Annotated in this window: 16 protein-coding genes; 11 read left to right on the forward strand and 5 right to left on the reverse strand. The window is 61.6% G+C overall.

Translation table 11 applies throughout. The features are described 5' to 3' along the window. Positions 1–53: 53 nt before the first annotated feature. Positions 54–902: a formyltetrahydrofolate deformylase gene (gene purU / locus C4J85_RS21495; RefSeq protein WP_019821236.1), complete on the reverse strand. Its 849-nt coding sequence runs from the start codon at positions 900–902 to the stop codon at positions 54–56. Between the two features lie 346 nt (positions 903–1,248). Here purU and mvaT point away from each other — a divergent pair, with 346 nt between their 5' ends. Further along, positions 1,249–1,623, forward strand: coding sequence for a histone-like nucleoid-structuring protein MvaT (gene mvaT, locus C4J85_RS21500; protein WP_003175830.1), 375 nt, complete (start codon positions 1,249–1,251; stop codon positions 1,621–1,623). A 90-nt stretch (positions 1,624–1,713) separates the two neighbouring features. On the opposite strand, the gene sbcB is transcribed toward mvaT, so the two are convergent. Beyond that, the gene (gene sbcB / locus C4J85_RS21505) at positions 1,714–3,141 is read right to left on the reverse strand and encodes an exodeoxyribonuclease I (protein ID WP_124368183.1); all 1,428 of its coding nucleotides are present in this window, start codon (positions 3,139–3,141) and stop codon (positions 1,714–1,716) included. A 166-nt stretch (positions 3,142–3,307) separates the two neighbouring features. Between sbcB and C4J85_RS21510 the strand changes: the two genes are divergently transcribed. The 6 genes from C4J85_RS21510 to C4J85_RS21535 are packed head-to-tail and all read left to right on the forward strand — an operon-like array spanning position 3,308 to position 9,978. After that, the gene (locus C4J85_RS21510) at positions 3,308–4,000 is read left to right on the forward strand and encodes an RDD family protein (protein WP_124410668.1); all 693 of its coding nucleotides are present in this window, start codon (positions 3,308–3,310) and stop codon (positions 3,998–4,000) included. Continuing rightward, positions 3,997–4,971 carry a stage II sporulation protein M gene (locus C4J85_RS21515; protein WP_124410669.1) on the forward strand — a complete coding sequence of 325 codons (975 nt, stop codon included), beginning with the start codon at positions 3,997–3,999 and terminating at the stop codon, positions 4,969–4,971. The genes C4J85_RS21510 and C4J85_RS21515 overlap by 4 nt, the downstream gene beginning before the upstream one ends. Further along, positions 4,958–6,490 (forward strand): DUF4129 domain-containing protein, encoded by a 1,533-nt coding sequence (locus tag C4J85_RS21520; RefSeq protein ID WP_124410670.1) that lies wholly within the window; start codon positions 4,958–4,960, stop codon positions 6,488–6,490. The genes C4J85_RS21515 and C4J85_RS21520 overlap by 14 nt, the downstream gene beginning before the upstream one ends. Then, complete coding sequence (locus C4J85_RS21525; RefSeq protein ID WP_124410671.1) at positions 6,487–7,644, forward strand: DUF4350 domain-containing protein; 1,158 nt, start codon at positions 6,487–6,489, stop codon at positions 7,642–7,644. The genes C4J85_RS21520 and C4J85_RS21525 overlap by 4 nt, the downstream gene beginning before the upstream one ends. Then, the gene (locus C4J85_RS21530) at positions 7,641–8,639 is read left to right on the forward strand and encodes a MoxR family ATPase (RefSeq protein ID WP_124408051.1); all 999 of its coding nucleotides are present in this window, start codon (positions 7,641–7,643) and stop codon (positions 8,637–8,639) included. Before C4J85_RS21525 ends, C4J85_RS21530 begins: the two co-directional genes overlap by 4 nt. 7 nt (positions 8,640–8,646) lie before the next feature. After that, positions 8,647–9,978: a DUF58 domain-containing protein gene (locus C4J85_RS21535; protein WP_124410672.1), complete on the forward strand. Its 1,332-nt coding sequence runs from the start codon at positions 8,647–8,649 to the stop codon at positions 9,976–9,978. A 58-nt stretch (positions 9,979–10,036) separates the two neighbouring features. On the opposite strand, the gene C4J85_RS21540 is transcribed toward C4J85_RS21535, so the two are convergent. After that, positions 10,037–10,396, reverse strand: coding sequence for a PilZ domain-containing protein (locus tag C4J85_RS21540; protein ID WP_124369016.1), 360 nt, complete (start codon positions 10,394–10,396; stop codon positions 10,037–10,039). 201 nt (positions 10,397–10,597) lie between these two features. Then, complete coding sequence (locus C4J85_RS21545) at positions 10,598–10,972, reverse strand: tol-pal system YbgF family protein (RefSeq protein WP_124364211.1); 375 nt, start codon at positions 10,970–10,972, stop codon at positions 10,598–10,600. 174 nt (positions 10,973–11,146) lie between these two features. On the opposite strand from C4J85_RS21545, the gene pyk reads away from it, so the two are divergent. Continuing rightward, positions 11,147–12,598 carry a pyruvate kinase gene (pyk, locus tag C4J85_RS21550; protein WP_124368190.1) on the forward strand — a complete coding sequence of 484 codons (1,452 nt, stop codon included), beginning with the start codon at positions 11,147–11,149 and terminating at the stop codon, positions 12,596–12,598. A gap of 196 nt (positions 12,599–12,794) precedes the next feature. Here the strand turns inward: pyk and C4J85_RS21555 are convergent, their stop codons facing one another. Next, complete coding sequence (locus C4J85_RS21555; protein ID WP_124410673.1) at positions 12,795–13,727, reverse strand: iron-sulfur-binding ferredoxin reductase; 933 nt, start codon at positions 13,725–13,727, stop codon at positions 12,795–12,797. Between the two features lie 216 nt (positions 13,728–13,943). On the opposite strand from C4J85_RS21555, the gene C4J85_RS21560 reads away from it, so the two are divergent. The 3 genes from C4J85_RS21560 to C4J85_RS21570 all read left to right on the forward strand — a co-directional run bounded on the left by C4J85_RS21560 (position 13,944) and on the right by C4J85_RS21570 (position 18,644). Continuing rightward, complete coding sequence (locus tag C4J85_RS21560; protein WP_010208051.1) at positions 13,944–15,467, forward strand: fumarate hydratase; 1,524 nt, start codon at positions 13,944–13,946, stop codon at positions 15,465–15,467. A 91-nt stretch (positions 15,468–15,558) separates the two neighbouring features. Further along, positions 15,559–17,325, forward strand: coding sequence for an ATP-binding protein (locus C4J85_RS21565; RefSeq protein ID WP_124410674.1), 1,767 nt, complete (start codon positions 15,559–15,561; stop codon positions 17,323–17,325). Then, the gene (locus C4J85_RS21570; RefSeq protein WP_124405164.1) at positions 17,319–18,644 is read left to right on the forward strand and encodes a sigma-54 dependent transcriptional regulator; all 1,326 of its coding nucleotides are present in this window, start codon (positions 17,319–17,321) and stop codon (positions 18,642–18,644) included. The genes C4J85_RS21565 and C4J85_RS21570 overlap by 7 nt, the downstream gene beginning before the upstream one ends. The last annotated feature ends 25 nt before the right edge of the window (positions 18,645–18,669 follow it).

An 18,669-nucleotide genomic window follows, 5' to 3' on the forward strand; every position in this document is an offset into this window, starting at 1 on the left:
GGCCCGGAGAGTTTTACTCCCGGGCCCCCGCTTATTCAATCAACAAGCGTCGATCAGAACACCACGGTCTTGTTGCCGTGCACCAACACGCGATCTTCCAGGTGATAACGCAGGCCGCGCGCCAGCACCATCTTCTCGACGTCACGCCCGAAACGCACCATGTCTTCGATGCTGTCGCTGTGGCTGACGCGTACCACGTCCTGCTCGATGATCGGACCGGCGTCCAGCTCCTCGGTAACGTAGTGGCAGGTCGCGCCGATCAGTTTCACGCCGCGCAGGGAGGCCTGGTGATAAGGCTTGGCCCCCACGAACGAAGGCAGGAAGCTGTGGTGAATGTTGATCACCTTACCGGCATATTCGCGGCACAGTTCCGGCGGCAGGATCTGCATGTAGCGCGCCAGCACTACCACATCGGCGTCGTGCTGCTTGACCAGGCGCGACACCTCGGCGAACGCCGGTTCCTTGTCCTGCGGGTTGACCGGCACGTGGTAATACGGGATGCCGTGCCATTCGACCATGCTGCGCAGGTCATCATGGTTGGAGATCACACAGGCGATCTCGCAATCGAGCTCATCGCTGTGCCAGCGGTGCAGAAGGTCCGCCAGGCAGTGGGATTCACGGCTGGCCATCAGGACGACACGTTTTTTCTGCTCCGTGTCGGTGATGTGCCAGGTCATCGAAAACTCCTCGGCAATCGGCGCAAACGCCTCACGAAAGGCTTCCAGACCAAAAGGCAGTGTATCGGCACGAATTTCGTGACGCATGAAGAACCAGCCGCTGAGATCATCCGAGTGATGGCTCGCCTCGGTGATCCAACCGTTATGAGAGGCCAGAAAGTTACTGACCTTGGCAACGATGCCAACCCGGTCCGGGCAAGCAATCACCAGCCGAAAAGTGCGCATTAGGGGGAAACTCCAGAACTTCGCAAAGGCCGCCATTCTAGCGATTGCGCAGAAAAACTGCAGTACTCCTTGCGGCTTATTCTGAGTCCCGGCCGTGGCAACAGCCCTTAATAGCGTAAGGTTTTACCACCGCTATATGTACGTGCACGGCTAAGCTCGGCACTTAGCCGCATTAAGCTGATTATTCTCAGCCACTCACCTGATAATTAACTCGACTGCAGCGCATTGCCACAAACATTCAATGTAATTCACATAAATAGCTGCTTAAATGTTTACTTGGTGAAATTGCCTGACTATTATTGGGCCACTCACCCTGTCAATCAGCGTTCTACATAAGGTAGTCCACATGTCCCTGATCAACGAATACCGCGCCACCGAAGAAGCTATCAAAGAGCTGCAAGCCCGTTTGAAGAACCTGTCGCAAGACGACAAGCTGAAAACCGAGCTGGAATTCGAAGGCAAACTGCGCACCCTGATGGGCGAATACTCCAAATCCCTGCGTGACATCATCGCACTGCTGGATCCGGAATCGAAAGTTAAAGCACCTCGCGGCGCTGTGAAAACTACCGGCACCAAACGTGCTCGCAAGGTCAAGCAATACAAAAACCCGCACAACGGTGAAGTGATTGAAACCAAAGGTGGCAACCACAAGACGCTGAAAGAGTGGAAAGCCAAGTGGGGCGGTGACGTGGTTGAAGGTTGGGCGACCCTGCTGGGCTAAGCCTGGTCGGATCCACACCCGATACGCGACACATTAAAAACGCCAGCTTGCTGGCGTTTTTTATTGTCTGGATGTTTTGCAGTTATGCAGCTACAGACTCAGGCGAGCGGCTAAAGAGTCGGCATAGTCTTGCCATTCACCCAGTACCTGGCACTGAAACGCTGTCGCATTGTTTTGCAACTCCTGGCGCGCCGCCTTAAATGCCGACAGGGTATTGGGTGCGCCCCACACCGGGTCTGACAAACGTTGCTGACAGAAAAGTCTCCAGCGCTGTTGTTCCTCATTGTTCAAGGTTTCAGGAAAGTTACGCGCGCGGTAGCGAAATAATAATTCCGGCAACCGATGATCATCGAAAGGCCATTGCTGACGCCCTAGTTGCAGCGGCTCTGCCAGGCGAACTTGTTCACATAAGCGTCGGTCACGGTCGCCGATAAAACCCTCGTAGAGCTGCTGCTCCGGATCGGCATTCGGCGCAAATTCCTCCTCGGCGTAAACGCTCGCCAACTTGTCACGCCAAACTTCCTGTGCGTCAGTTAGTCGCAGCGCCCGCGCCTGATAAACGTCCATATCCAATTGCAGGCGCTCGCGATCTTGCGCGCGCAGCACCTTCAAGGGCGCGACGACCGGGCAGCGGTTGATGTGCAGCAACTTCAGGGGTACCAGCAGCTCACCTTCCGCCAGTTCTTCACGCCGCGTATAGAGGCGCTTGCGCAACGTGTCGGCATCCAGTTCCAGCAGGCCCTGCGGGTCGAGCCCCAGGTCACAGACAATCAATGCATTGCGATTGCGCGGATGCCAAGCCAGAGGCAACACCACGCCCAAGTAATGCCGCTCGGCGCTGAAGCGTCCGGAAATGTGCACCAGCGGCTGCAGCAATCGCACCTGGTCCATCACCCGTTGCTTGCTGCGCAGCTGGAACAGCCATTCATACAGTTTGGGTTGTTTGTCCCGCACCAATCGCGCCAGGGCAATGGTTGCGCGCACGTCAGACAATGCATCGTGGGCCTGGCCGTGGTCGATGCCATTGGCTTGGGTCAGGCGCTCGAGCTTGAGCGTCACGCGCCCGTCCTGCTCGGGCCACACAATCCCTTCCGGGCGCAGGGCATAGGCGGTACGCATCACATCGATCAGGTCCCAGCGGCTGTTGCCGCCTTGCCATTCGCGCGCGTAAGGGTCGAAAAAGTTGCGATACAGACTGTAGCGCGTCATTTCATCGTCAAATCGCAGGGTGTTATAACCCGCGCCGCACGTACCAGGGGCAGACAGTTCGGCATGCACCCGCGTCATGAAATCCGCTTCGGCAAGGCCCTTCTGCGCCAGGACCTGCGGCGTGATACCGGTGATCGCACACGCCGCCGGGTGGGGCAGGATATCGTCGGCAGGCTGGCAATAAAGATTGATCGGCGGACCGACCTCGTTGAGCTCGAGGTCGGTACGAATGCCGGCCACCTGCAGCGGGCGATCGCTGCGTGGGTTGATCCCGGTGGTTTCGTAGTCGTACCAGAAAATAGAGGTCACGGGCTGTTCCTGTGCTGAAGACCGGCAAAGTCTAGGCGCTGCGAGGTGTCAGGGGCCAGCGATACCTTACTGGACAAACATCCAGCAAAAGCTTGAAGGGTTGCTTCCAGCCTCGACACTGCTAGCATCCGTCTCTCTCAGTCGCTTCGCACTGCCAAGGATCGCAATGCCAACAGCTCCTCTGGATACCTGCTACCAGATCGAGACCCCCGAGGGTATCGACCTGCCCTTGCGCCCTGCCGGCCTGCTGCCAAGGGCCGTGGCCTTTGCCTTCGACCTGCTCGTGCGCGGCGTGATCATGGGCGTCCTGCTGGTGCCCCTGGCGCTGCTTGGCAACCTCGGGCTCGGCTTGGGCTCCCTGCTGCTGTTCCTGGTCAGCTGGTGGTATATGGTGCTGTTCGAAGTGTTCAACCAGGGCTGCTCTCCCGGCAAGCAGGTCGTGGGCCTGCGGGTGGTACAGGACGACGGCACCCCCATTGGCTGGTCGGCGTCGCTGATCCGCAACCTGCTGCGCTTTGTCGACATGCTGCCCTTCGGCTACTTCTTCGGCGCCATCAGTTGTCTGCAACATCCACACTTCAAGCGCCTCGGCGACCTGGCAGCGGGTACGCTGGTGGTCTACCGCGATCAGGCGTCGGCCCGCCCGCGCATCCCTCAGGCAGCCGCCCTGCGCCTGCCCTTCGCGCTGGAGCTGAGCGAACAGCGGGCCATACTCGGTTTCGCCGAACGCCAGGCTGAATTGTCTGCCGAGCGGGTCCATGAATTGGCTGCCATCCTCGCCGCGCCCTTGCAGGTGTCTCCGGCTCGCGCCGTGGAGCAACTCAACGGTGTGGCCCACGGTTTGTTGGGGCCGACATGAAGCAGAGCCTTTTTGAAAGCCGCCACCAGCAGCAATGGCAAACTTTCGCCGAACTGCTCAAACAGGTAGAGCAAGGCAAAGCCTGCGAGGCAACCGACTTCCCTTATCAATACCGCCGCCTGTGCCAGCATCTGGCCCTGGCCCAGGCACGCGGCTATAGCAGCTACCTGGTAGACCACCTGCAACAACTGGCGCTGCGCGGTCACCAACAACTGTATCGCCATCGCAGTCAAACGACGGCGAACGTACTGGCGTTCATCCTTGCCGATTTTCCGCGCCTGGTACGCGAGCAATGGCGCTTCGTACTGATTTCCAGTCTGCTGTTCTTCGGCAGCTTGCTGGGCATAGCGTTATCGGTGTACCTGTTCCCCGACCTGATCTACAGCATCGTCAGCCCGCAACAAGTGGCCGAGATGCAAAGCATGTACGACCCCGCCGCCAGCCGCCTGGGGCGCGCGGCCGAACGGGCTTCCAGTGAAGACTGGATGATGTTTGGCTATTACGTGATGCACAACATCGGCATCGCCTTCCAGACCTTTGCCGCCGGCTTGCTGTTCGGCCTGGGCAGCGTGTTCTTTCTGGTATTTAACGGCTTGATCATCGGCGCGGTCTGCGGGCACCTCAGTGAAATCGGCTACGGCCAGACGTTCTGGTCATTCGTGATCGGTCACGGCGCCTTCGAACTCAGCGCCATCGCACTGGCCGGTGCAGCAGGCCTGCAACTGGGCTGGTCGCTGATCGCTCCAGGGCCCCTGGCACGTAGCGAATCCCTGCGCCTGGCGGCCCGCAAAAGCGTGCAGATGCTGTGCGGGGTCATGTTATTGCTGCTGATCGCAGCATTCATCGAAGCCTACTGGTCATCCACCACGAGCATTGCGCCCTGGATCAAATACCTCGTGGGCAGCGCACTTTGGCTGTTCGTGGCCGCCTACCTGATCTTCGCCGGCAGGACTCGCCATGCGCCTGACTGACTCCAGCGTGGTCATCCGCCCCCGCACCTCCTGGGAAGCCATGGACCTCGGCGTACTGATGGCCCGGGAACATCGTGTATTGCTGATGAGCAGCTGGGCGCTGGTCAGCCTGCCGGTGTTCGTGCTGCTCAGTGCGCTGCTGTGGCAGTACCCGTCCTACGCCATCTTCTTGTTCTGGTGGCTGAAGCCGGCCTTCGAGCGCTTGCCGCTGTACATTCTTTCCAAGGCGCTGTTTGGTGAAACGCCAAGCCTGAGACAAGCTGTTCGCCAGTGGCCGCGCCTGCTCAAGGGGCAACTGCTCGCCAGCCTCACCTGGCGCCGGCTGAGCCTGAGCCGCAGCTTCGTGCTGCCCGTGAGCCAGCTTGAAGGCCTGGAGGGTCAAGCGCGTCAACAGCGCCTGGGCGTACTGCAACAGCGCAACGCGGGTGGCGCGCGCTGGCTGACGATCATCGGGGTGCACCTGGAAATCGGCCTGTGGTTCGGTTGCATGGCGCTGTTCTATCTATTCATCCCGGAACAGGTCGAACTGGATTGGGACTGGCAGCGGCTGGCATTGGCGACCGGCCCGCAGGGGCTATGGCTGGAACACCTGAGTAATGCCTTCTATGCGCTGATCCTGGTGTTCTGGGAACCCATCTACGTCGCCTGCGGTTTCAGCCTGTATCTCAACCGTCGCACCGTCCTGGAGGCTTGGGACCTGGAGCTGCTGTTCCGTCGGTTGCGCCAACGCCTGAGCAGTGTCGCGCCGCTGTTGCTGCTGGTCGTCGGGCTGACGCTGGCGCAACTGAGCCCAACGGCGATGGCGGATGAACCGGCTGATCCAAAGCCGCTCAGCACCCAGGCGGCCAGCCAATCGATCAAGGCATTACTGGAAAAACCGCCGTTCAAGAATCCGCAAACCGTCACCCGCTATCGTTTTGGCGAAGAAAAACCCGCCACTGACCCCAAAGTCCAGGGCGGCGACGGTAAGCTACCTGGCTGGCTCCAGCACTTGCTCGACAACCTCAACAGCAACACCTTCAAGCACGTGGCCCAAGGCCTGGAGATACTGCTATGGAGCTTGCTGATCGGCGGGCTGGCCTGGGTGGTGTGGCGCTACCGTGAATGGCTGCGCACGTTTGTCAGCCGCAGGCGGCGACCTCGCCCCAACGCCGCAAAACCTGCGCCTGCCCAGTTGTTCGGGTTGGAGCTGGGGGTCGAGACGTTGCCCGACGACATCGCCAGCACCGCCGAACAGCTGTGGCCCACCCAACCGAGGCAAGCCCTTGGCCTGCTGTACCGCGGCCTGCTCAGCCGGCTGCTGCATGAGTTCAACCTGCCGCTCAAAAGTGCCGACACCGAGGGCCAGGTACTGGAGCGCGTCCATCAGTTGCAGCAACCGCAGTTGCTGGCATTCAGTCACGAGTTGACCCGGCACTGGCAAAACCTCGCCTATGGCCACCGGCTGCCTCCCGGCGCCGCCCAGCAAAAGCTCTGCAGCGACTGGCGCGCACTCTTCAGTGGCGGGGCCAGCCAATGAAGCGACCCTTACTGTGGATGGCACTGCTGCTGGCTTGCCTGTTGGGAGTGGGCGGTCTGTATGCCTGGCACAAGGCAATTCCCTATGAGGAGGTTGTGGATCACGGCCCGGCGCCGGACGCGCTGGCTAATCCTTACCTCGCGGCCGAGCATTTCCTGGGCCAGCAAGGTTTGACGGTAGCGCATGCCAACGGCCTAGAGCGGCTTGCCGACCTGCCTGCACCAGGCCATAGCCTGCTGTTGCTGGGAGAACGCGGCAACATGACCCCACGCCAGGTCGAACAGTTGCTGGCCTGGGCCAAAGCCGGGGGCCACCTGCTACTGGTGGCCGAGGCGTTATGGGATGAAGAAACCGGCAAAAGCGGCGACCTGCTGCTTGATCGTCTCGAGCTTCGCCAGGCCTTGAGTGATGACTTCGACGAGCCGGCGCCACCGCGCAAAAAGAACGCGCCAGACCTCACCAAACTGTATGTCGACAATGAAACCAAGCCTGCGTATTTCAGTTTCGACACCGACTTCAACCTTATCGACCCCCGGCACCTGGCGCAGTTTTCAGCCAACAGCGCCAAGTCCAGCCACCTGATGCAACTGGACCTGGGGCTGGGCCGCGTCACGGTGATCACCGACAGCGACCTGTGGAAAACCCCGAGCATCGGCAAACACGACAACGCCTGGCTGCTGTGGTACCTGAACCAGGGTACCGACGTCACGCTGCTGTTCAACAGCGACGTGGACAACCTGTTTACCCTGCTGATCCGTTACTTCCCCCAGGCCCTTGTCGCGCTTGTTGCACTGATTGCCCTGGCCCTCTGGCAAGCCGGCATGCGCCAGGGCCCGATTCGGGCACCCGCGCCCAAGGCGCGTCGGCAGCTGCAGGAGCATTTGCGCGCCAGCGCCGACTTCCTGCTACGCCGCAACGGCCAGGGCGCATTGCTGCAGGCCTTGCAGCACGACCTCCTGCGCACCGCCCGACGCCACCACCCCGGCTTTGAACACCTCGACACGGCAGAACAATGCCAGGTGCTGGCACTTCTGACGCGACAACCTTCCCCTATCATCAGCCAGGCACTCGGCGCACCTGCGCTGAAACGGCTGTCCAGCGCCGACTTCAGCCGACAGGTGGCGTGCCTGCAAACCCTCAGGAATGCCCTATGAGCGACTCTCCAATGGCCACAGCCCTGAACGCCGAAAAAAACGTTCAATACGCCAGCCAACAGGCCCAGGCCCTGCGCGTTGAATTGCGCAAGGCAGTCATTGGCCAGGACGCGGTGATCGATGACGTACTCACCGCATTGATTGCCGGTGGTCATGTGTTGCTCGAGGGCGTACCCGGCCTCGGCAAAACGTTGCTGGTGCGTGCGCTGGCCCGTTGTTTTGGCGGTGATTTCGCACGCATCCAGTTCACCCCGGACCTGATGCCCAGCGATGTCACCGGCCACGCGGTGTACGACCTGCAGACCGAACAGTTCAAGCTGCGCAAGGGGCCGTTATTCACTCACCTGCTGCTCGCCGACGAAATCAACCGCGCCCCGGCCAAAACCCAGGCGGCACTGCTCGAAGCCATGCAGGAGCGCCAGGTCACGCTGGAGGGTGAGGCATTGCCAATCGGCGAGCCGTTCATGGTGTTGGCCACCCAGAACCCCATCGAGCAGGAAGGCACCTACCCATTGCCCGAAGCCGAGCTGGACCGCTTCATGCTCAAGGTGCGCATGGACTATCCCGAGGCGCACCAGGAAGTGGATATGGTGCGCGAAGTGACCCGCTCGTCCAGGGCCGACATGCTCGATGTGCAGCCTTTGCGCACCGTGCTGCAAGCCGAAGACGTGGTGCAGATGCAGCAGATTGCCAGCGGCATGCCTCTGGATGAACAGGTCCTCGACTATGCCGTGCGCCTGGCGCGGGCGACGCGCAGTTGGCCAGGCCTGACCATCGGTGCCGGTCCACGAGCGTCTATCGCCCTGGTTCGCGGCGCCCGTGCGCGGGCGCTGTTGCGCGGCGGCGAATTCGTGATCCCGGATGACGTCAAGGGTTGCGCCCTGGCGGTACTGCGTCACCGAGTGCGTCTTTCGCCGGAGCTGGATATCGATGGTTTGGAGGTGGACCAGGTGATCAAGCAGTTGCTCGACCAGATCGCGGCCCCCAGGCAGTAACGCCGGCATGAAACCGACCCGTCTGCTCCTGACCTGGCTGGGTGTTCTGCTGGCCCTCGATATCCTGCTGGGCGCGTCGGCGGCGTTGCAGTTCAAGGTGCCCGATACCTTGCACGCAATCGCCTGGGGCCTGCTGTTGGCCCTGCTGTTGCTGGCGATGCTGGATGCCATGCGCTTGCGCCGCCGCCCTTCGGCACGTGTACAGCGGATGTTGCCCGGTAGCCTGGCGCTGGGGCGCTGGGGAGAAGTGCGCCTGTCACTGGAACACGATTATCCACAGCCGCTGACCGTGCTGGTGTTCGATCACGTGCCCGAAGGACTGGTAGTGGATAACCTGCCGCAATCCATCTCACTGCGCCCCGGTGAGCGCGGCGAGTTGGGCTATCGCGTGCGCCCCCTGCGACGTGGGCATTTCAATTTCAGCCGCTGCGAAATCCACTTGCCCAGCCCGTTGGGGCTGTGGTCGGCGCGACGCTGGATCGAAGCCTCGGATGCCACTCGCGTGTATCCGGACTTCGCGCGTTTATCCGGTGCCCGGTTGCAGGGTGTGGATAACTGGCTGAGCCAACTGGGCGTACGTCAGCACCAGCGGCGCGGACCAGGCCTGGAGTTTCATCAATTACGCGAATTTCGCGACGGTGACAGCCTGCGTCAGATCGACTGGAAAGCCACGGCACGCCAGCGCACGCCGATTGCCCGCGAGTATGAGGATGAGCGTGACCAGCAGATTGTATTCATGCTCGATTGCGGCCGACGCATGCGCAGCCAGGACGACGAGTTGTCCCACTTCGACCACGCGCTGGATGCCTGCCTGTTGCTGAGTTATGTCGCCTTGCGCCAAGGCGATGCAGTCGGGCTCTGTACCTTTGCCAGCGATCAGCCGCGTTACCTGGCGCCGGTCAAGGGCAGCGGCCAGTTGAACGTCTTGCTCAATGCAGTCTATGACCTGGAAAGCACACGCCAGACCGCTGACTATGAGGCCGCCGCCAGCCAATTGCTGGCTCGGCAAAAACGCCGCGCCTTGGTGATCGTGGTGACCAACCTGCGTGATGAAGACGACGAAGCATTGATGGGTGCCATCAAGCGGATCGGTCGACACCATCGGGTACTGGTCGCCAGTCTGCGAGAGGAAGTACTCGACCAACTGCGCCAGGCCCCGGTACAAACCCTACCCGAAGCACTGGCTTACAGCGGCGCGGTTGACTACCTCAACATGCGCAACCAGCTGCATGATCGCCTGGGCGCTCATGGGTTGTCGGTGTTGGATAGCCTGCCGTCAGAGTTGGGCGCCGCGTTGGTGACACGTTACCTGCGCTGGAAAAAAGCCGGAGTGTTCTGACGGCAAGCGCACGGCCACGGTAGGCACAGGCCCCCCATGGCCGACTGCACATGAATAATCAGACAGGGGCCTGCTGAGGGTCGAAACTGAAGTAATGCAACAAGGCGCTGATCAGCTGTGCGTATTCTTCGCACGCCTGACGCACGCGGAACCCCGAGTCGTAATGCTGCGGGTTGACATCTTCACGGCTCCACAAACAGGTCGCGGTAAGGTCAACAGCCTGAAACTCGCCGTCCGGCCCTGGAATCTTCAGGCGCAGCTCAAAATCTGCGCCGATCATCATTGGCAACTGACTGATCAGCATCAGCCCTTCTTCAGAGACGTCGCCCAGATAGCCGATTGGCTTGTCCGTAAGCCGATTGAACACCTGCAGGAAATAAGGTAGCTGATGCCGTTCGATCCGTCGTTCGATAAACATGGTGAGGTCGCCATCCAATAAAGCCAGTGATTCGGAACAAGCCCATCGCTCTCCCTGGATATCGGTGTGACAAGAAATCGTTGCCACGAGACAGCTGCCGAATCCGGGCATTACATTCTTTTGAACAGAAAGTTGTACAAACATCTATTCAAAGAATAACCCAAGACTGGAAAGAGGCCAGTTATGAAGCGACGAATACCATCATAAAGACGCCGGCCGTGGTTGCGCCGCGGTCACGCCAGAGAAATGCCCCAGCTGGCGCAGGGTATCGAGCCGGGCTTGGGCTCGGTAAGCGTACTCGCTTGATGGGTATTGGCTGATGATGAATTGGTAGGTTTGCGCAGCATCGACGAACAGTTTCTGGCGCTCCAGGCACTGCCCGCGCAACATCGAAACCTCGGGCTGCACATAGCGGCGGGTGCGGCTTTCACGGTCTACCTGGGACAATTCCAGGGTGACCCGTGCGCAGTCACCCACCCCATAGGCGCGGTAAGCGTTGTTCAAATGATGGTCCATCGACCAGCGGGTGCAGCCGACAACACTGACGGCCAGGGCAGCAACGAGCAAAATTCGCATGGGGGTTCTCCTGTCTTGTGCAGTGTATCGACCTATCGTCCAAAATCTTCAAGGGCGTTCACCTTTGCACCGCAGCAAAAACAAGCCGATCGTCGATAAGTAGTGCAAACGAACAATGACTACAACGAAAGAGCATAGTAGCCTTCCCCAGCGCTTGAACTCAGGAGTCTGTGCATGTCCGTCCGTCGTACCAAAATCGTCGCCACCCTTGGCCCGGCCAGCAACTCGCCGGAAGTCCTCGAACAGCTGATTCTGGCTGGTTTGGACGTTGCCCGTCTGAACTTCTCCCACGGCACCCCGGACGAGCACAAGGCTCGCGCCAAGCTGGTGCGGGACCTGGCCGCCAAACACGGCCGCTTCGTGGCGCTGCTGGGTGACCTGCAAGGCCCGAAAATCCGTATCGCCAAATTCGCCAACAAGCGGATCGAGCTGAAGATCGGTGACAAATTCACCTTCTCCACCAGCCATCCGTTGACCGAAGGCACCCAGGACGTCGTAGGCATCGACTACCCGGATCTGGTCAAGGACTGCGGCGTCGGCGACGAACTGCTGCTGGACGACGGTCGCGTGGTAATGCGCGTCGACACTGCTACCCCGACCGAACTGCATTGCACCGTGATCATCGGCGGCCCGCTGTCCGACCACAAAGGCATCAACCGTCGCGGCGGTGGCCTGACGGCACCGGCCTTGACTGAAAAAGACAAGGCCGACATCAAGCTCGCCGCCGAAATGGAAGTGGACTACCTCGCCGTGTCCTTCCCGCGCGACGCCGCCGACATGGAATACGCACGTAAACTGCGCGACGAAGCCGGTGGTACCGCCTGGCTGGTGGCCAAGATCGAACGTGCCGAAGCCGTGGCTGATGACGAAACCCTGGATGGCCTGATCAAGGCTTCCGACGCCGTCATGGTTGCCCGTGGCGACCTGGGCGTGGAAATCGGCGATGCCGAGCTGATCGGTATCCAGAAGAAGATCATCCTGCACGCACGCCGCCACAACAAAGCGGTGATCGTTGCGACCCAGATGATGGAGTCGATGATCCAGAACCCGATGCCGACCCGCGCCGAAGTGTCCGACGTGGCCAACGCCGTGCTCGACTACACCGACGCCGTGATGCTCTCGGCTGAAAGTGCCGCTGGCCCGTACCCGCTGGAGGCCGTCCAGGCCATGGCGCGTATCTGCGTCGGTGCTGAAAAGCACCCCACCAGCAAGACCTCCAGCCACCGCATCGGCAAGGTCTTCGAAAGCTGCGACCAGAGCATCGCGTTGGCCGCCATGTACACCGCCAACCACTTCCCGGGCGTTAAGGCGATCATCGCCTTGACCGAAAGTGGCTATACGCCGTTGATCATGTCGCGCATCCGCTCGTCGGTGCCGATCTACGCGTTCACCCCCCACCGCGAAGCCCAGGCCCGTGCGGCGCTGTTCCGTGGCGTCTATACCATTCCGTTCGATCCGGCCTCGCTGGCCCCGAACGAAGTCAGCCAGAAAGCTATCGACGAGCTGGTCAAACGCGGCGTCGTCGAGAAAGGTGACTGGGTCATCCTGACCAAGGGCGACAGCTATCACACCACCGGCGGCACCAATGGCATGAAGATCCTGCACGTGGGCGACCCGCAGTACTGAGTGACACGCTGAAAAACATGTGGGAGGGGGCTTGCTCCCGATAGCGGTGTATCAGTCAGTTTATGTGTGACTGATCCACCGCTATCGGGAGCAAGCCCCCTCCCACATTTGAACGTGCACCTTTCAAACAACTCGGTCGACTGTGGCCTGCAATGGCGTCAGTCAAGGCGAATCTCGCGGCGGTAGGATTCAGTACTCAACCACGAGGCAGGAACACATCGGCCAGCAGTTGATTGCGCGGCAGTCCTTCCAGAAACAAGCGCTTGGAAAGGGCTTCGACGCTGTCAGGATGCCCGCAGACCAAGGCCAGCGTTTGCCTCGAAATAAGCCGCAGCTGCCCCAATGCCTGGGCCAACTCATCTGCGGTCCACAACTCCACCGTAAGGTTCTGATGCTGCGCGGCCAGCGCCGTCAGGGGTTCGGCCAGGTAGTGAGCCTGGGCATCATGAGCCAGGTGAATGACGCGGATGGCACCTTGGTGATCCTGGCGCAACGCTTCACGCAACACCCCCCACAACGGACCCAGCCCAGTGCCGGAGGCCAGCAGCCACAGCGGCCGGGCTTGCCAGTCGGGATCATACTGCAGCGCCCCGCCCCGTAACTCACCTAGGTTTAAAGCATCGCCGATCTTGAAGTGGCGAGCGGCATCACTGAATGCCCCGGGTTGACGGCAATCGATATGAAACTCCAGGTACGGGTCCTGCTGGGGCAAACTCGCCAGGGAATACGGACGTGCCACCTGCCCTGCCCACAACACCAGATGCTGCCCGGCGCGGTATCGCAGGCCACGCTCGGGTTGAAGGCGCAGGCGCAGCACCGTCGGACTCAGCCAATCCGCACCCACCACCTGTGCCGCCATGCCGTCGCGCAACGGGTCGAACACTTTCACCTTGAGATCGCCGCTGATCCGACACTGGCACGCCAGGCGCCAGCCGTCCTGGCGTTGCGCCGGGCTCAACGCCTGAGGTTGCTTGTCTTCAACCTCGCCCTGGCAACGCACCAGGCAGGCATGGCAACTTCCGGCGCGGCAACTGAAGGGCACAGCCACCCCCGCCTGGTTCAAGGCGTCCAGCAGGTTGCTGCCGGTAGTCACCGGCCAATGGCGTTCGCCGACGTACAGTTCAGGCATACAAGGACTCAATCTCAAGGGGCGCGCACAGGGAATCATGCCTGCGACAGTTTGACCATAGTCGGGTGTATCAGCCACCGTGCCGGGTTATACTGCCGCGCCTTTTTAGCGTCGCGCCTGCACCAGTGGCGTGCCTTGGAAAGGTGGTTTCAGCCGACCGATGCACCCTCACTGAAGCCACCTTATTGAATGTTCCCTTATAGAGGAGCGCGACTCATGACCGTGATCAAGCAAGACGACCTGATTCAGAGCGTTGCCGACGCCCTGCAATTCATTTCCTACTACCACCCCGTTGATTTCATCCAGGCGATGCACGAGGCCTATCTGCGCGAAGAATCGCCGGCCGCCCGTGACTCCATCGCCCAGATCCTGATCAACTCGCGCATGTGCGCCACCGGCCATCGGCCAATCTGCCAGGACACCGGTATCGTGACCGTGTTCGTGCGCGTGGGCATGGATGTACGTTGGGATGGCGCCACCATGGGCCTGGACGACATGATCAACGAAGGCGTACGTCGCGCCTACAACCTGCCGGAAAACGTCCTGCGCGCTTCCATCCTTGCCGACCCGGCAGGCGCGCGCAAGAACACCAAGGACAACACCCCGGCGGTGATCCACTACTCCATCGTCCCGGGTAACACCGTGGAAGTGGACGTGGCCGCCAAGGGCGGTGGTTCCGAGAACAAGTCGAAAATGGCCATGCTCAACCCGTCCGACTCGATCGTCGACTGGGTGCTCAAGACCGTTCCGACCATGGGCGCCGGCTGGTGCCCACCGGGCATGCTCGGCATCGGCATTGGCGGCACCGCCGAGAAAGCTGCGGTGATGGCCAAGGAAGTGTTGATGGAATCCATCGACATCCACGAGCTGAAAAAGCGCGGCCCGCAGAACCGCATCGAAGAGATGCGCCTGGAGCTGTTCGAAAAGGTCAACCAACTGGGCATCGGCGCCCAGGGCCTGGGTGGCCTGACCACCGTGCTCGACGTAAAGATCATGGACTACCCGACCCACGCCGCGTCCTTGCCGGTGTGCATGATCCCCAACTGCGCCGCCACCCGCCACGCGCACTTCGTGCTTGACGGTTCGGGCCCGGCGTCGCTGGAAGCGCCACCGCTGGACGCCTACCCGGAGATCGTCTGGGAAGCCGGCCCATCGGCCCGTCGCGTCAACCTCGATACCCTGACACCCGAAGAAGTGCAGAGCTGGAAGCCGGGCGAAACCGTGTTGCTCAACGGCAAGATGCTCACGGGTCGCGACGCGGCACACAAGCGCATGGTCGAGATGCTGAACAAGGGCGAAACCCTGCCGGTGGACCTCAAGGGCCGCTTCATCTACTACGTCGGCCCGGTTGATCCGGTGCGCGAAGAAGTGGTTGGCCCGGCCGGCCCGACCACAGCGACGCGGATGGACAAGTTCACCCGTCAGATCCTTGAGCAAACCGGCCTGCTGGGCATGATCGGCAAATCCGAGCGCGGCCCGACCGCCATCGAAGCGATCAAGGACCACAAGGCCGTGTACCTGATGGCCGTGGGCGGCGCCGCTTACCTGGTGGCGCAGGCCATCAAGAAATCGCGCGTCGTCGCTTTCGCCGAACTGGGCATGGAAGCGATCTACGAGTTCGACGTGAAGGACATGCCGGTCACCGTTGCGGTGGACAGCAAGGGCGAATCCGTACACATCACCGGTCCTGCGATCTGGCAGAAGAAGATCAGTGAAAGCCTGGCGGTGGAAGTCCAATAAGTAAAGGTGGGAGGGGGCTTGCTCCCTCCCACACAAGTTTCGGGCAGCCCATGCTATGGTGCTCGCCCCCACTGCGCCTGTTCATCCTCGTATGATCGCAATCCCTCGCCCCCTGCGCCTGACCTTCTATTCCCTGCTGATCGTCGCCGGTGCGCTGCTGGCGGCAGCTCTGGCCACGCGCCATGCCGAACGCCAGGCCTTGGTGGACGACGCCGCCCGTGCCAATCAACAGCTGGCGCTGTATGCCAACTCGCTGCACACCCTGATCGAACGCTACCGTGCCCTGCCCGCCGTGCTGGCGCTGGACTCGGAGATGATCAACGCCTTGAAAGGCCCGCTGGACGCCACCACCCAGGACCTGCTCAACCGCAAGCTGGAACGCATCAATGGCGCCGCCCAGTCTTCCACCCTCGAATTGATGGACCGTACCGGCTTGGCCGTGGCCGCCAGCAACTGGAACCTGCCCAGCAGTTATGTGGGGCACAACTACGCGTTTCGGCCGTATTTCAGCCAAACCCTGAGCCAGGGCACCGGGCGCTTTTACGCGGTGGGGGTGACCACCGGCATACCGGGTTACTTTCTTTCCAGCGCCGTGGTCGACGAACACGAGCAGTTTCTCGGCGCCATGGTGGTCAAGCTCGAATTCCCCGAGCTTGAGCGTGAATGGGCCCAGGGTAACGACCTGCTGCTGGTCAGCGACGCGCGCGGGATCGTGTTCATCGCCAACCAGCCGGGCTGGCGCTACCGCAACCTGCGTGCGCTGTCGGCCGGCGACCTGGCCGAACTCAAGGCCACCCGCCAATACGACAAGAAACACCTGCAGCCGCTGGAGACCAGCATCTTGCAGCGCTTCGACGACAACAGCCACCTGATGCGCGTCAACGGCCCCGACGGCAACGCCAACTACATCTGGGAATCGCTGCCGCTCAAAGCCGAAGGCTGGACCCTGCACCTGCTGCGCAAACCCCAGTTCCCGTTTGAAGACCAACGCAACGCCGGCCTGGCCGCCGCCGGGTCCTGGCTGGCATTGGTGTTCCTCGTGCTGTTTTTGAGCCAACGCTGGCGCCTGGCGCGCCTGCGTCAACGCAGCCGTGAAGAGCTTGAGCAATTGGTCGAGGAACGCACCCAGGCCCTGCGCACCGCCCAGGATGGCCTGGTGCAGTCGGCCAAGCTGGCGGCACTGGGGCAGATGTCCGCCGCCCTCGCCCATGAAATCAACCAACCCCTGACCGCCCAGCGCATGCAATTGGCGACCCTGCGGCTGTTGCTCGACCACGGCCGCGTGGATGATGCCTACAAGGCACTCACACCACTGGATGACATGCTCACCCGCATGGCCGCGCTGACGGGCCATCTCAAGACCTTCGCGCGTAAAAGCCCAAGCGGCCTGCGCGAACGCCTGGACCTGGCCACCGTGGTCGACCAGTCCCTGCACCTGCTCGATGCACGCTTGCGGGATGAAGCCATCGGCGTAGTGCTGGACTTGACCCGCCCGGCCTGGGTACGCGGCGACGCGATCCGCCTGGAACAGGTCCTGATCAACCTGCTGCGCAACGCCCTCGACGCCATGGCCGACAAGCCGCGCAAACGCCTGGAAATCCGCCTGCACGCCGACCAGCAGCTCTGGCAGCTGAGCGTCAGCGACAGCGGCGGCGGGATTGCCGAAGAACACTTGAACAATGTCTTCGACCCCTTCTTCACCACCAAGCCGGTGGGTGACGGGCTCGGCTTGGGGCTGGCCGTGTCCTACGCTATCGTGCATGAACTGGGCGGACGCCTGATCGCCGGCAACCGGGGCGACGGCGCGATATTTACCCTGACCTTGCCTGTCGCGCTGGAGACGCCCGACCTATGTTGAACGCGGTGATTGTGGTGGATGACGAAGCCAGCATTCGTACGGCCGTCGAACAATGGTTGAGCCTGTCCGGGTTTGCGGTGCAGTTGTTCAGCCGTGCCGAGGAATGCCTGGCGCAGTTGCCCAGAGACTTTCCCGGCGTGATCCTGAGCGACGTGCGCATGCCCGGCCTCAGCGGCCTGGAGCTGCTGGCCGAAGTGCAGCGGCGCGATGCCGACTTGCCGGTCATCCTGCTCACTGGCCATGGCGACGTGCCGATGGCCGTCGAAGCCATGCGCGACGGCGCCTACGACTTCCTGGAAAAACCCTTCAGCCCGGATGCGCTGCTCAATAGCCTGCGCCGTGCATTGGATAAACGCGGGCTGATCCTGGAAAACCGCCGCTTGCATCGCCAAGCCGATCATCGCGCCCAGCTGGAGTCCAGTCTGCTCGGGGTATCCAAGAGCTTGCAAACCCTGCGACGCCAGGTGCTGGACCTGGCGACGCTGCCGGTCAATGTGTTGATCCGCGGTGAGACCGGCAGCGGCAAAGAGCTGGTTGCGCGCTGCCTGCATGATTTCGGCCCGCGGGCGAAAAAGCCGTTTGTCGCGCTCAACTGCGCCGCGATCCCCGAGCAGCTGTTCGAAGCCGAGCTGTTCGGCCATGAAAGCGGCGCATTCACCGGCGCCCAGGGCAAGCGGATCGGCAAGTTGGAATACGCCCACGGCGGCACGCTGTTCCTCGATGAAATCGAAAGCATGCCCTTGGCCCAGCAGGTAAAACTGCTGCGCGTGCTGCAAGAACAGAAGCTGGAGCGCCTGGGTTCCAATCAGAGCATTCATGTGGATTTGCGCATCATCGCGGCCACCAAGCCGGACCTGTTGGAAGAGGCCCGCGCCGGGCGCTTTCGCGAAGACCTGGCGTATCGTCTCAACGTCGCGCAACTGCGCCTGCCGCCGCTGCGCGAGCGCCGCGAAGACATTCCGCTGCTGTATGAACATTTTGCCCAGGACGCTGCCCAGCGCCTGGGACGCAGCGCCGAGCCGCTGAGCGGCCCCGCGCTGGGACGCCTGCTCAGTCATGACTGGCCAGGCAACGTACGCGAACTGGCCAACGCGGCCGAACGCCAGGTGCTGGGGCTTGGCGAGCCGGAACCGGAGGGCATCGAGGCCGGGCAATCCTTGGCGGCGCAGCAGGAAGCCTTCGAGGCGCATTGCCTGAAAGCTGCCCTGACCCGGCATAAAGGCGATATCAAGGCGGTGCTGGCCGAACTGCAACTGCCGCGCCGGACTCTCAATGAAAAGATGCAGCGGCATGGGTTGGCAAGGGAGATGTTTCTCTAGCGGCCTTCCGATCGCCATCGGGGGC

This window comes from Pseudomonas sp. R4-34-07 (assembly GCF_003852375.1).
Classification (GTDB): Bacteria; Pseudomonadota; Gammaproteobacteria; order Pseudomonadales; family Pseudomonadaceae; genus Aquipseudomonas.